11 protein-coding genes are annotated in these 13,513 nt (G+C 63.7%); 2 read left to right on the forward strand and 9 right to left on the reverse strand.

The window, feature by feature from the left end:
- Nucleotides 1-9: 9 nt before the first annotated feature.
- The 4 genes from ACE10Z_RS28940 to ACE10Z_RS28955 form a co-directional block, all read right to left on the reverse strand.
- Nucleotides 10-876 carry a branched-chain amino acid ABC transporter permease gene (locus tag ACE10Z_RS28940; RefSeq protein ID WP_375783810.1) on the reverse strand — a complete coding sequence of 289 codons (867 nt, stop codon included), beginning with the start codon at nucleotides 874-876 and terminating at the stop codon, nucleotides 10-12.
- 94 nt (nucleotides 877-970) lie between these two features.
- Complete coding sequence (locus tag ACE10Z_RS28945) at nucleotides 971-2,185, reverse strand: urea ABC transporter substrate-binding protein (protein WP_375783811.1); 1,215 nt, start codon at nucleotides 2,183-2,185, stop codon at nucleotides 971-973.
- 58 nt (nucleotides 2,186-2,243) lie between these two features.
- Entirely contained in the window at nucleotides 2,244-3,239 is a 996-nt protein-coding gene (locus ACE10Z_RS28950; protein WP_375783812.1) for an acetamidase/formamidase family protein, read from the reverse strand.
- Between the two features lie 17 nt (nucleotides 3,240-3,256).
- On the reverse strand, nucleotides 3,257-4,657 hold the full coding sequence (locus tag ACE10Z_RS28955) for an amidase (protein WP_375783813.1): 1,401 nt from the start codon (nucleotides 4,655-4,657) through the stop codon (nucleotides 3,257-3,259).
- Between the two features lie 418 nt (nucleotides 4,658-5,075).
- Here ACE10Z_RS28955 and ACE10Z_RS28960 point away from each other — a divergent pair, with 418 nt between their 5' ends.
- Together ACE10Z_RS28960 and ACE10Z_RS28965 are read left to right on the forward strand one after the other, a co-directional pair.
- Nucleotides 5,076-6,239, forward strand: a complete 1,164-nt coding sequence (locus ACE10Z_RS28960; protein WP_375783814.1) for a transporter substrate-binding domain-containing protein — start codon at nucleotides 5,076-5,078, stop codon at nucleotides 6,237-6,239.
- Entirely contained in the window at nucleotides 6,236-6,823 is a 588-nt protein-coding gene (locus ACE10Z_RS28965) for an ANTAR domain-containing response regulator (RefSeq protein ID WP_375783815.1), read from the forward strand. Before ACE10Z_RS28960 ends, ACE10Z_RS28965 begins: the two co-directional genes overlap by 4 nt.
- A gap of 9 nt (nucleotides 6,824-6,832) precedes the next feature.
- On the opposite strand, the gene ACE10Z_RS28970 is transcribed toward ACE10Z_RS28965, so the two are convergent.
- The 5 genes from ACE10Z_RS28970 to ACE10Z_RS28990 form a co-directional block, all read right to left on the reverse strand.
- A complete protein-coding gene (locus ACE10Z_RS28970) occupies nucleotides 6,833-9,121 on the reverse strand; it encodes a nitric oxide reductase activation protein NorD (RefSeq protein ID WP_375783816.1) in 2,289 nt (762 codons plus the stop codon).
- Between the two features lie 14 nt (nucleotides 9,122-9,135).
- On the reverse strand, nucleotides 9,136-9,963 hold the full coding sequence (locus tag ACE10Z_RS28975) for a CbbQ/NirQ/NorQ/GpvN family protein (RefSeq protein ID WP_375783817.1): 828 nt from the start codon (nucleotides 9,961-9,963) through the stop codon (nucleotides 9,136-9,138).
- Nucleotides 9,964-9,997: 34 nt separating this feature from the next.
- Entirely contained in the window at nucleotides 9,998-11,017 is a 1,020-nt protein-coding gene (locus ACE10Z_RS28980) for an alpha/beta fold hydrolase (RefSeq protein WP_375783818.1), read from the reverse strand.
- A gap of 34 nt (nucleotides 11,018-11,051) precedes the next feature.
- Complete coding sequence (locus ACE10Z_RS28985; RefSeq protein ID WP_375783819.1) at nucleotides 11,052-12,386, reverse strand: purine-cytosine permease family protein; 1,335 nt, start codon at nucleotides 12,384-12,386, stop codon at nucleotides 11,052-11,054.
- 82 nt (nucleotides 12,387-12,468) lie between these two features.
- The gene (locus ACE10Z_RS28990; RefSeq protein WP_092125395.1) at nucleotides 12,469-13,506 is read right to left on the reverse strand and encodes an aliphatic amidase; all 1,038 of its coding nucleotides are present in this window, start codon (nucleotides 13,504-13,506) and stop codon (nucleotides 12,469-12,471) included.
- Between the last annotated feature and the right edge of the window lie 7 nt (nucleotides 13,507-13,513).

Consider the following 13,513-nt stretch of genomic DNA (forward strand, 5'->3'; position numbering starts at 1 on the left):
AATTCCCGTCTAGCGCCCACGACGCACCAATACGCTGGATAGCCCTTCAGGCAGCACCCGTATGATCAGGATGACACCAAACAGCATGCCGATCTGCCCGATGATCTGGCCATAGCTCGCATTCAGCGCCATCCTGATCATGGCCAGGAACACCGCGGCCGGCGCGGTTCCGAGCAGGACATTGGCGCCGCCGATCACCACGGTGACGAAGCTCTCGACCACGAAGGTCGCGCCCATGGTCGGGATCAGCGTCATGGTCGGCGCGTAGAGCGCACCGCAGAGCCCCGCGAGCGCCGTGCCGATCCCGAAGCTGATGGAATAGATGCGGCCTGTGCGCGCGCCGAGCGCCTTGGCCATTGCCGCGTTCTGCATCGTTGCCCGCGCGATCACGCCGAAGCGCGTCTTCATGAAGATGATGTAGAGTCCGGCCAGCACCGCCACCGCACAGCCGAACAGCACAAGGCGATAGGTCGAGAACGTGTAGCCTCCGATCGCAAAACTTCCTTCCGGCGTACCGATGCCGCGCACTGCGGAGCCGACGATCAGCAGCATCGACTGCGTCACGATCAGGCTGAGGCCCCAGGTCGCCAGCAGCGAGTCGAGCGGACGCTTGTAGAACCGCCGTACGATCAGCAACTCGACGATCATGCCGATGATCCCCGCGGTCAACGCGGCCAGGATCTGGGCGATCGGAAGCGGCACGCCGAGATTGACGAGCCCGACCGTCACATAGGCTCCGCACATGATGAACTCACCATGCGCCATGTTGATGACGCCCATCATGCCGAACACGATGGCAAGACCCGCCGCCGACAGGATCAGGAACGCGAAGACATCGGCGAACTGATAGAATACCGAGAAGAGTTCAGCCGACATTCCGCTCTCCGTGATCACGGCGCCGCATCATTGCGGCGCCGATTCGCTTCAAAGCCGTGATGCAAAACACGAGCAAGATTCGTGCCCGTGCGCGTCACGATTTGCTGGGAAGATGGCTCGGCGTGTACTGATCCTTGTCGTTCTTCTTGGTGAGATCGCAGCCGATCTCGCCAAGCCAGTATGGCTGGATCGTCCCGTAGTCCTTCTCGACGGTCACCTCGTGCTTGGGCCCGACCGAGATCAGGCGCATGCGGTGCGACGTATGCTGGCTCTTTGGATCGATGCAGACCTTGCCTTCGGGTGCGTCGATGCAGGCATCGCCGGTCGCGATCACCTTGCGCATGTCCTCGAGCTTGGTCGACTTGGCCTTCTCGACCAGCGCCTTGTACATGTAGAGCGCGTTGTAGGCGTTGTAGCCCATGTCGTTGATATAGAGCTCGTCAGGGAACTTGGCGTGCCAGCGCTTTTTGAAGTCGTTGGCTTCGGGCGTGTCGATCTCCTCGAACCAGTTCGCGGTCGCATGCATGTTGTTGAGCGCCGGCGGCTTGAACCGCTTGTGCTCGAAACCGAGCATGATCTTGATCGAGGATCCCATCGGCAGATTGAGGTTGGCGGAAGCGGCCTGCTCGAAGAACGAGTCCTGCGCGGCGCCGACATTGATCGTCAGCAGCCAATCCGGCTTCGCCTTTTGGATGTTCTGGATCGTCTGCGCGAATTGCGACACGCCGAGCGGGATGAACTCCTCGCCGACGACCTCGCCGCCGAGGTCCTTCATGATCTTGCGGTTCCACTCCGCGGAGATCTGGCCGAAATTATAGTCTGCCGCGATGACGTAGACCTTCTTGCCGAACTTCTGGACCATCCAGGGGATCAGGGTCGAGAACTGCTGCTCCGGCACCGCGCCCATGCTGACCATGGAGGCATCGCACACGCCGCCTTCATACTGGTTCGTATAGAAGTACGGCGTGGTGGTGCGATCGACGATCGGTCGCAGCGCCTCGCGCGACGCCGAGGTAATGCCGCCGATCAGCACGTCGACCTTGTCGCGGTTGAGCAACCTTCGGCCGAACTCCTGGTAGCGGGCATTGTCACCTTGGGGATCAAGGTGAATCAGCTCGATCTGCCGGCCGAGAATGCCGCCGCTCTTGTTGATCTCCTCGACCGCCAGCTGCGATCCGTGCAGCTTCGGCATGCCCATGAACGCCAGGTCGCCGGAGACGTCCTCCAGCAAGCCGACCTTGAGCGGCGGCTCGGCCGCCTGAGCAGCACCGATTGCAGCCGTCCCGAGCACGGCACCAAGCAAAGCCATTCCAAATATACGCCCCGAATTCATCGCGATGTTCCTTGTCGTTGAAAGATGTTGGACGTCACGCCTTGAGGTAATTCTTCAGGATCGACGCCCCCATCGTGTATTTGGGGTCGACCATGTTGCCGAGCCGCATGCGGCCGGCCTGGCTGAGCAGCATGTAGGCGTCGATCTCGTCGAAGCCGTAATCGGCGCTCATCCAGCGCACGAGCTCGCGATAGGCGATCCGCGCCGCGTCCTCGAGCGGCCGCGCGCTGCCGATCGTCATGATGAAGTCGCGCGTCTCGAGCCGCGGCCAGGCGAAGCTCCAGTTCTTGATCAGATCGATCTGCAGCGTCACGGTGGCGCGTTGTTCGAGCGCGACGCCCGAGAGCTCGCCGTCGCCCTGCGTGGCGTGGCAGTCGCCGACATAGAGCAGCCCGCCTTCGGTATGCACCGGAAAATAGATGATTGCGCCAGGTGCGACGTCAGGCAGGTCCATGTTGCCGCCGTGATAGTCGGGCTGCAGCGAGGAGATCGCCTCGATCTCGGGCGACACGCCGATGGTGCCGATGAACGGCTCATAGGGCAGCGTGATCTTGTCGTTCCAGCGCACGCCGTTGCGGTCGACATGCAGCTTCTTGACGCGCTCCGGCAGCGGCGGATTGAGCAACGCCGTGGATGCGGTGCCGACCAGGCCGCCGAATTCCGGGATGATGCAGGTGGTCCCGGCCGGCTGCGCGCCGCGGGTCTCGACATCGCGGATATAGACGGCGAGGCAATCCCCCTTCCTGGCGCCCTTCACCGCGATCGGCCCGCATTGCGGGTTCAGATAGGGGAAGTTCAGCTTCGCCGTAGGGCTGTCGCTTTCGCTGGTGAGCACACCGCCGAAGGCATCCTCGGTCTCGACGACGACCACCCCGCCCGGATCGATCGACAGGGTCGGCTTGGCATAGGGTCCGTAGACGTAATGGAAGCTGCCCTGTTGCTCGATCGTCAAACTATGGGTCGTGCCGGTCGCGCCCTTGGCGACGGCGCGCTTGGCCATGATGGAACTCTTCAACCAGTCTTCGGTCATGCGAACGGCTCCTCAACTCAGATCGCGGGATGGCGCTTGTGCCAGTCGGTGACGCGCTGGAAGGCATCGCCCGCACGGACGAGACTTGCCTCATCGAAATGACGGCCGACAAACTGGAAGGCGACTGGACCACCGTTCGGCGCGAAGCCGCCGGGAAGCGTCACGGTCGGGCTGCCGGTCATGTCGAACGGACAGGTGAAGCTCAGCAGCCCGGTAATCAGCGACGGGTCCTCACCCAGCGCCGCCATCTTGGCCAATGTCGGCGCAGCGAATGCCTGGGCTGGGACCGCGACGAGATCGACCGTGTCGAACAACAGCCGCACGGCGCCGCGAAACGCCTCGCGCCGCAGCACGATCTTCTGATAGTCCATGCCGGATTGCGCGCGGCCGAGATCGAGCAGGCCGGCGAGTGCCGGACCGTATTCGTCCTTGCGTGCCGGATAGGTCTCTTCGTGCGCAACGGCCACTTCGATGCCGCACAGCGGGAACCAGTCCTCGATGACCGCTTTCGGATCGGGGAACGTGATCTCCTTGATCTTCGCGCCGAGATCAGCGGCAACCCGCAGCCCTTCGCTGAGCACCTTGCCGGCAGCCTCGTCGGTGCCCTCGCTGGTCCAGCGCCGATCAACCCCGATCGTCACGCCGCGCAAATCGCCCGACAGGCCGGCGAGATAGTCCGGCACCGCCAATGGCACGGACGTGGTGTCCTTGGGATCCTGGCCCGCGATCGCGGCGAGTATCGCGCCGCAGTCGGCCGCGCTACGCGCCATCGGACCGATGTGATCCAGCGTTGCGGCGAGTTCGAAGGCGCCGTAGCGGCTGACACGTCCCCAGGTCGGCTTCAGCCCAGTGATGCCGTTGGCAGCCGAGGGAAAGCGGATCGACCCGCCGGTATCGGTTCCAAGAGAACCGAAGCAAAGCCCCGCCGCGGTGGCGACGCCGGAACCGCTCGACGAGGCGCCGGACCACAGATCGGCATTCCACGGGTTCTTCGGCGGATCGATCTTCGGGTGATGATCGGCATAGGCGCCTTCGGTCTGCTGCAGCTTGCCGAGAATCACAGCGCCGGCATCCTTCAGCCGCGCGACCACGGTGGCATCCTCGCTCGGACGGAAGTCGCGATGAATGGTCATGCCGTGCGCGGCCGGCGCACCCTTTACCCAGCACAAATCCTTGACGGCGATCGGCACGCCATGCAGCGGCCCCTTGATCTTGCCGGAGGCGATCTCCTTTTCGGCTGCCGCGGCTTCCGCAAGCGCTGCATCGCCCATCACATGGGCGTAGCTCTTGAGCTGGCCGTCGAGCTGCGCGATCCGCCCGAGCATCGCCTTGGTCACCTCGACCGGTGAGAGTTTTCTGGCCTGAATTTGCAGCCCGACCTCAATGAGCCCGAGATAGTGAAGATCCGTCGTCGGCATCGTTTCTCATCCCCCCACTTGGCACGACGCAAGCGCAGGCACTGCCCATCACCGCGCATGCGCCTCCGGCTTGGCGACACGGATGTGTCGCCAATTTGTTTGGCGGCAAAAGCAAAAAGCCACCCGCCCCTCCAAACGAAGGTGACGAATGGCCCAAATGCCGCGGCTATGAACTATCGCGTGGGTCCGGGATCGAACGGAGCACTCTGCGCGGCGATCGGGACGTCATCGGCCAAATCGACGCACGCAAGGTTCGACAGGAAGCCCTGTAGGAGAAAATTCTAAGGAGGTGTGCAGCGCGTTGTCAACGAGGCTGGCTGCACAAATTTCGCGAGGTGCTGCGCAGCAAATCGGCACGACCACTTGCGCCGGCCTCTGCGAAGATGGTTTCCTGCATGAAGTGCACTGAAAGTCCTCGATGACAAAGCCGTCCATTCCCGTTGGCATTATCTGCTCGCAGCACGGGCCTTATCAGGCCATGGGGCGCGAGATACTGAAGAGCGCCATGATGGCGGTCGACGAGATCAACGAGCAGGACGAGTTCGACTTCGCGATATCGGCGCATGTCCGCGATCCCCGCGGCATCATTTCGGAATACCATACGGTCTGCGACGATCTCATTCGCAACGTCGGGGTCGAGCACATCATCGGCTGCTACACCTCGGCCTCGCGCAAGCAGGTGCTTCCGATCGTCGAGCGCACCGACCGCCTGCTCTGGTATCCGGCGCGCTACGAGGGGTTTGAGTGCTCCGACAACGTCATCTATGTCGGCGCCTCGCCCAATCACAACGTGCTGCCGCTGGTGCGCTACGTGCTCGACAATCTGTCGCATGAGATTTTCTGCGTCGGCTCCAACTATGTCTGGACCTGGGAAACCAACCGCGTCACCCGCGAGCTGGTGACGGCGGCGCGAGGACGGATTCTCGCCGAACGCCTGCTCGAGCTCGGTGAAAGCGCGGTCACGCACATCGTCGACGAAATCGTGCGGCGCCGGCCGCCGGTGGTCTTCAACACGCTGGTCGGCAGTTCGAGCTATGATTTCATCCGCGCGTTTCACGCCGCAACCCTTGCCGCGGGTCTCGACATCCCGATGCTGAGCTGCAGCCTGTGCGAGCCCGAGCTCAAGATCGCAGGTCCCGCATCGGCCGGCTGCATCACGTCATCGGCCTATTTCGAAAGCATTCGCCTGCCCGAGAACCAGGCCTTCGTCGCGCGCTGGAAGGCGCGTCATGGCGAGCACAGCAGCCCGTCGGTGGACGGGCAATCCGCCTATGTCGCGGTCTATCTTTTGGCGCGCGCGCTGCAACGTGCCGGCACATCCGATATCGGCGAGGTGCGGCGCGCCGCGGCCGGCCATCGCTACAATTCGCCGCAAGGTCCGGTCTGGATCGACGGCAGCAACAACCACTGCGTCCTGACGCCGCGGCTCGCCGTCTCCAACGCCGAAGGACAGTTTGACATCTTCTGGGAAGCTGAAGCTCCGGTTAAGCCGGATCCCTATCTGACGCAGCTCGACGTCGCCGCCAGCCCCGCAAGGGATGGAACGTTGCCGAATGCGCCCCATTTGCGGGTTGTGAAATGAGCAAGCCGTCGTCATTTTCGCTGCGCGGGCGCAAGGCGCTCGTCGCCATCAAGGACGAGCGCGACGCCACCATCGTCAGGCGCCAGTTCGAACGTCTCGGGATCGACATCGTCACATGGGACGGCGGTGCCGATATCGACTGCCGGCCGGACGTGACGCTGATCGACGACGAGTTCCTGCCGCTCGCCTCGCCGGCGCAGCGCGCGGCGCTTGGACGAAGCCCGGTCATCGCCCTGCTCGGCACGGAGACGCCAAGCCGCCTCAAGCTGGTGCTCGACCTCGATCCGGCCTCGTTCCTGGTCAAGCCGCTGCGCTCAGCCGGCATCTATGCCGCGCTGGTCCTCGCCTTCGAACGAAGCGAACGCACCAATGAGCTGAAGCAACAGGTGCTCAAGCTCGAACAGCGTCTTCGATCCCGCCGCGTCGTGCTCGCCGCCGTCCTTCAGATCATGCACACGCATGCGCTGGCCGAGCCGGCCGCCTTCGCGCTGATCCGGCGGGCCGCCATGGAGCAGCGCAAGACCATCGAGGAGCTCTCGGCCGAGATCACGGCAAACGGCTCCCTGCCCCGCGCGGCGGGCTAGACCTTACGACTATTTCTTCAATTCCGCATAAAGCTGCATCACGCGTTGCGGCAAGACCTCGATGCGCGGCACCCGGAGCGCATGGCGTTCGCCGAAAATGCGATCGAGCTGGGGAAATCTGTCCTCGCCGATACCGAAGGCAAAAATATCGGTGCCGCGCCGCCGCAGCTGCTGAGCGGCACGGCGCGCGTCCTCCACCAGATATTGCGGATCGGGCACATCGACGTCGGACGGCTCGCCGTCGGTCAGAACCAGCAGCACCTTGCGGAACGCATGCCGCCCCGCGAGGTAGCCCCCGGCGTGGCGCAACGCGGCACCGAGCCGGGTGGAATGGCTGCTGCCAAGGCCCGCGAGACGTGAACGCACGACGGCGTCCATCGGCTCCTCGAAGCCCTTGATGCGGAGATAGCGCACGCGCTCGCGGCCGTCGGAGCTGAAGCCGTGCACCGCGATCGCGTCATTGGCGGCCTCGACCGCCGTCGCCATGATCGCGGCGGCCTTGCGCTCGACGTCGAGAACCGTCCGGCCGCGACGATCACGGTCCGCGCTCGATTGCGACAGGTCAAGCAACAGCAGAACGGCGAGATCACGCGGTCCCGGTGCGTCGCGCTGGTAGACTCTGGGCTCGCTGATACTGCCGGCACGGCGCTCGATCGTCAGCGCGATCGCCGCGTCGATGTCGAGCGCTTCGCCGTCGCGCTGGCCCTTGTGTCTGATACGGCGGCCGATCGAGGCGTCGCGGGTCAGCTCGGTGATCCAGCGCATCGCCTCGGCATCCGTCGAAGGGTCGAACGGCGCGGCGGATACAGCGGCATCAGCCTCCAGGATCGTGGTCCAGTCGGCCCGCTCGGTGCGCGTGGCATAGTCCCATTCCGGGTAGGTCGCGACCGGAAATCCGTCCAGCAGGGTCACCGCTGCGGCCTTCGCGCGCAGCGTCTCGTCGGGCTTTGCGCTGTCGTCGGTGGACTGCCCATCGGGGTCGTCGCGGCGCTCGATTCGCACCGAATCGACCGCAAGCTCGATCGTCTCGGTCGGGCTGTCCGGCTGATCGCCAAAATCCCACAGCGCCAGATTGTCATCGCGATAGGCCGGTTCGACGACATAGCTCTTGGCGTTGAACTGCAGCCGCATCTGCCCGATGTCGTTGCCGAGCAATCCGCCGATCTCGCGGCTGATGGCAGGATCCGTCCAGCGGTCGGCGGCATCGGCAAACAGCGCGCGTCCCTTGCTCACCCACGCATCGGGGTCCTGATAGTCCGGATCGATCAGCGCCCGCGCCAACCGCATCATCAGTCCAGCAGCAGTTGCCTGGCCGGCTGGCGTCGCGCTGTGAAACGGCAACCACAGCCGTCGCAGCCCGGGCATCTCGCGAAGCGCCAATGTCTCGACCCTGGCATCCTCGATCAGCGAGACCAGCGCAATCTGCAGCGCCTTCAGCCGCCCCACCGGAAAGCGGACGGTGGAATGCACCAGGTGCGCGCCGGCATGCGCGACCGCGGCGAGATAGATGGTGTCTGCCCCCTCGCCCGCGAAACCGGGGAAGGTCTCCGGGAGCCCGATCAGGCCGGCGGCAAGCGAGGCACGTCGCGGCACCGGTGTCGGGGCAACGGCAAGCTTGCGGAAACGCGGTTTCCTGTTCCACAGGGCGATCGTGGTTGCGGCGAGGCGCTTTTCCAGGCGTGCAAAATCATCGCCGGTCCGGCCGACCGCGAACAACCGCACCGAGAGCGGATCGTCGAGCGCAAAATAGGCGCGTCTGCGCGATGCGCGGCCGCCGCTTGCACGCAAGCCGGCCGAAATCCAGGCGGAAAAGTCGTCGGCCCCGGCATGCGCGAGCAGCGGCTCCAGCCGGCCGATCGCAAGGCCGACCGATTCCGGGCCTGCATCTGCGAGTTGGCCGAGCGCAGCAAGAACGGCGGTGAGTTCTCCAGCACCCGCAAGCCGCGGCAGCATTTTGGACAATTCGGTCAGCAACCCATGGGCGGCGCGGCTTCCGGCGCTGCGGCCGACATCGCCGGCGGCGCGTCCGATCGCGATCAGATCGTCCGTCGATCTCAGCGCCTGCCATTGCTCCGATAGTCTTAGAAAGCCCAGAACCACGGCCTGGCCGAGGTTGGCCTCGAACAGGTCGTGCACCGCCTCGTCCCAGGCCGCCAGACGATCGATCGCCCCCATCCGGTGCAAGGCGGCCCGCGCCGCCTGCACCGCCAGGGCGATTTCATCGTGGCCGCGCAACAGTGCCGCAAGTCGGCGCCCGGACCGGAAGCCATCGAGCGAACTGATTTGCGCGACCGCCACCTCCGAGTTTCCGTTTACGCAGAGGCCGAAATCACGTCACGCAACGTGTTCCTGGTGTCCGCATCATCGGTCAAGGGAACGACGATCGTGGTCTCGCACGCCTTTTCGAGGCTGATGCCGCATCCGATCAAGCGGCCGGCATTGACCAGCATCCGGGTCGAAGCGCCCTCGTCGAGCCCCTGGCCCTTCAGGTTGCGGCTGTGCTGGGCGATCTTCACCAGGAGATCGGCGAGATTCGGTTCGATGCCGGCCTCGCGCGACACTACCTCGGTTTCCGCCGACCGGTCCGGGTAACCGAAATCCAGCGCCGCAAAGCGCTGCTTGGTGGATTCCTTGAGGTCCTTGATCGCGCTCTGGTAGCCCGGATTGTAGGAAATCACGAGCTGGAAATCAGAATGCGCGTGGATCAGCTCGCCACGCTTTTCCAGCGGCAGCACGCGCCGATCGTCGGTCAGGGGATGGATCACGACCGTCGTGTCCTGGCGCGCCTCGACGATCTCGTCGAGGTAGCAGATCGCGCCAAGACGCACGGCCGTCGTCAGCGGCCCGTCGCTCCATACCGTACCCTGGGCATCGAGCAGCCACCGTCCCACCAGATCCGCCGCCGTCATGTCCTCGTGACAGGCGACCGTGATGAGCGGACGGCCGAGCCGCCAGGCCATGTATTCGATGAAGCGGGTTTTGCCGCAGCCGGTGGGGCCTTTCAGCATCACCGGCATGCGGTTCGCATAGGCCGCACCGAACAGTTCGACCTCATCCTTGAGCGGCCGGTAATACGGCTCCTCGCGGATGCGGTACTGGTCGAGCAGCAAAGCGGGATTGGACACGCTCACGCCTCCCATGATCGCGCAGGCCGCCGTTCGCAACAGATGGGCATCACGATGCGAGCAATTCCTTGAGCTTGCTATCGATGAAGGCGACATCGACCGGATTGGTCCCCGGCCCGCCCGCGAAGTGTCCCCAGATCGACGGCACCGGCACGAACTTGGCGTTCGGCATGTTCGCGACCTCGTTCTCACTGTCTTCAGGCGGGAAGTAGAGGTCGGTCTGCCCCGGCATGACATAGGCCTTGGCCTTGATCGCCTTCAGCGCAGCCTTGAAGTCGCCGTTGTAGATCTCGTTGGCGCTGATGTCGCCATTCTGCCAGGTCCACAGCATCGTGAGCAAATTGTTGGCATCCTTCGGCAGGAAGAAGCCCTCCCAGAATGCCACCAGGAAATCCTCCAGCGACGAGAAGCCCATCGTCTTGATGTCCAGCTGTTCGCGATAGAAGGCCTGCGAAAAGCCCCAGCCGGCATAGACCCGCGCGGCGGCGCGCAGGCCGCGGGCCGGCTTGTCGGTGTACCAGCCCTCCTTCCACGCCGCATCCGCGGTGAGTGCGGCCTTGACGCCTTCGAGGAACACATAGTTGTGGCGCGAGCATTTCGCCGAGCCGCAGAACGGCGCCAAGAGATCCATCATATCGGGATAGAGCGCACCCCAATGGAACGTCTGCAACGCGCCCATCGACCAGCCGACCACCAGACGGATGTGCTTGATGCCAAACTTCTCAATCACCAGCCGGTGCTGCGCGCGCACGTTGTCATAGGCCGTCACTTGCGGAAATCGCGGCCCGTTGTAAGGCTCCGGGGTATTGCTCGGCGACGACGACAGGCCGTTGCCCAGCATATTGGGGATGATGATGAAGTACTTCGCCGGATCGAGCGCCATACCAGGCCCGATCAGCCATTCATTGTCGTAGTGCTGGCCGGAGTACCAAGTCGGATAGACGATCACGTTGTCCTTGGCCGCGTTGAGCTGGCCAAACGTCTTGTAGGCGAGCTTGCAGTCGCGGAGGGTCGCGCCGCGCTGCAAGGCCAGATTGCCGAGATCATAGATCTGATAGTCGACGCTCATTGATGTATCCTTCTTGCTTGATCGAGCTTGTCGCTTACGCGGGACGCGCCACCTTTTCGGTGGAGGATTCCACCCGCGCGATCGCCCCGTACACGATGCCGGCGACCAGCGCGGCTGATATCGCAGTGGACAACCCCGGCATCAGATTTTCAACCGCAAAGGCGCACAGCGACCCGATGCCCCAGGCAATGAACGGCTTCGCACGCCAATCCACGTCCGCACGCGCCCCGGTGCGCAACAAATACTGATCGACCAGGATGATCGCGCCGATCGGCGGCACGAGGATGCCGAGCAGCGACAGCCACTGAATGAAAAACGCCCAGACGTTGCCCGCGGCGACAACGATGCCGATAGCGCCGAGGATCACGGCCATCAGCCGCATATTGGTCCCGAGGATACGCGACCAGCCGGTGGCCGCATTGTAGAGACAGTGCGAGCAGACCGAACCGAGATTGGCGTAGAGGAAGATGAACGCGAGAACGCTGAGCCAGGTGAGCTGCTTGCCGTTCATGTAGCCGAACATGTTGTCGACACCGAATGGATTGGCGTTCGGCACCGCAAGCGCAGCCGTCATCACGCCGCCAACCAGCATCGCCACCAGATTGGCGAACGGGAACGCGCTGAACGTGGCGAACAGGGATGCCCGCGGGCTCGGCGCCCAGCGGTTGAAGTCCGCCGTCACCGTACCGGCGTCGATGAACAGCGCAAGCACCACCGTGAGCCCGACACCCATCGACATGCTGGCGGCGCCGTTATTGCCGGCATAGCCGAAGATCGCCGAAGCCGTCGTGGTCGAGGCGGCATCGGCCGCGACCCAGAGGCCGAGGACGACGAACAATGGCACCGACGCCAGCCCGATATAGTGCAATCCCTTCACGCCGACGAAGGTGATGCCGATATAGAGCACGCCCGCGACGATGGTCATCGCCACATAGTTGAGGCCGTAGGTCGAGGAGATCAACGCGCCGGTGATGCCGGTCTGCACCGCATACCAGCCGAGCAGCAGGGTCGACAGCAGGCCCGACGCCAGCACATAGCCCTTCTTTCCGAACACAATGCTGGCGATCAGCGCAAAGTTCATGCCGCGCCTGGTGCCGATCAGGCCGAGCGCGCCCACATAGGCGAACATGATCAGATTGCCGATGATCATGGCGACCAGGGCATTCTTGAAGCCCATGCCCAGCACCAGCAACGATCCCGTCATCGCGCCGGTGATGATCATCGGAAAGCCGAGCCACACCATGGTGACCGAGAAGGCGCTGCGCCGGGCGCTGTTCGGCACCGGCTCGTGCTCGAACTCGTGACCGAGAAGGTCGTCGATCTGCCCCTCGGTCTGGTGAACCAGTCCGCTATTGGCTTCGCTGCTCATGGTAACCCCCGTTTCCCGTTGCAACAGTTTCAGAACCGCGCCGGCGCGAATGATCGCGCCGGCACAGCTCGGCTCTTTCCAGTCAACGATGTGCGACTTTCTGGTTCGGAATGCCCTCGATCGGACATTCGTCGGTTCCGACGGTTGGACGGGTCATGGCTTCAACCATCTCCCGCGTACCTTCGGGATCCGTGATCCAGTTCTTGTAGAAGGTGTACGGGCAGACGGCGTGGCCGCGATCGCCCTCTCCGGAGTTGATCAATCCGGTGTAGCCGCGGTGCATCAGCTTGAAGAGGTGGTTCTGCGACTGCATGTTGCGGCGGGCATCGCGGATCAGCGACACCGAGAGCTGCGCATACTGGATGCCGTTCTCCTCGGTGCCGCACTCGCCGAGCGTCCGGCCGTCGAAGCCGATGAGCGCGGAATGGCCGAAGTAGGAATACACGCCGTCGAAGCCGGAGGCATTGGCGACCGCGACGTAGCAGTTGTTGGCCCAGGCCATCGATTTCGAGATCTGGATCTGCTGCTCCTTGGCCGGATACATGTAGCCCTGGCAGCGGACGATCAGCTCGGCGCCGCGCATCGCGCAGTCACGCCAGATCTCCGGGTAGTTGCCGTCGTCGCAGATGATCAGGCTGATCTTCAGGCCCTTCGGCCCTTCCGAGACATAGGTGCAGTCGCCGGGGTACCAGCCCTCGATCGGCACCCACGGCATGATCTTGCGATACTTCTGGACGATCTCGCCCTTGTCGTTCATCAGGATCAGCGTGTTGTACGGCGCCTTGTTGGGATGCTCTTCATGGCGTTCGCCGGTCAGCGAGAACACGCCCCAGACCTTCGCCTTGCGGCAGGCGTCGGCGAAGATGCGGGTTTCCTCGCCCGGCACTGACGAAGCCGTCTCGTACATCTCCTTGGAGTCGTACATGATGCCGTGGGTCGAATATTCCGGGAAGATCACGAGATCCATGCCGGGCAGGCCGAGCTTCATGCCCTCGACCATCTTGGCGATGTTGCGCGCGTTATCCAGCACCTCGGCCTTGGTGTGCAGACGCGGCATCTTGTAATTGACCACGGCGACGCCGACCGTGTCCTTGCTGCTCGATATATCTCCATGCAACATGTCTCGA

The sequence above is a fragment of the Bradyrhizobium sp. Pha-3 genome, assembly GCF_042258615.1.
Taxonomy (GTDB): Bacteria; Pseudomonadota; Alphaproteobacteria; order Rhizobiales; family Xanthobacteraceae; genus Bradyrhizobium.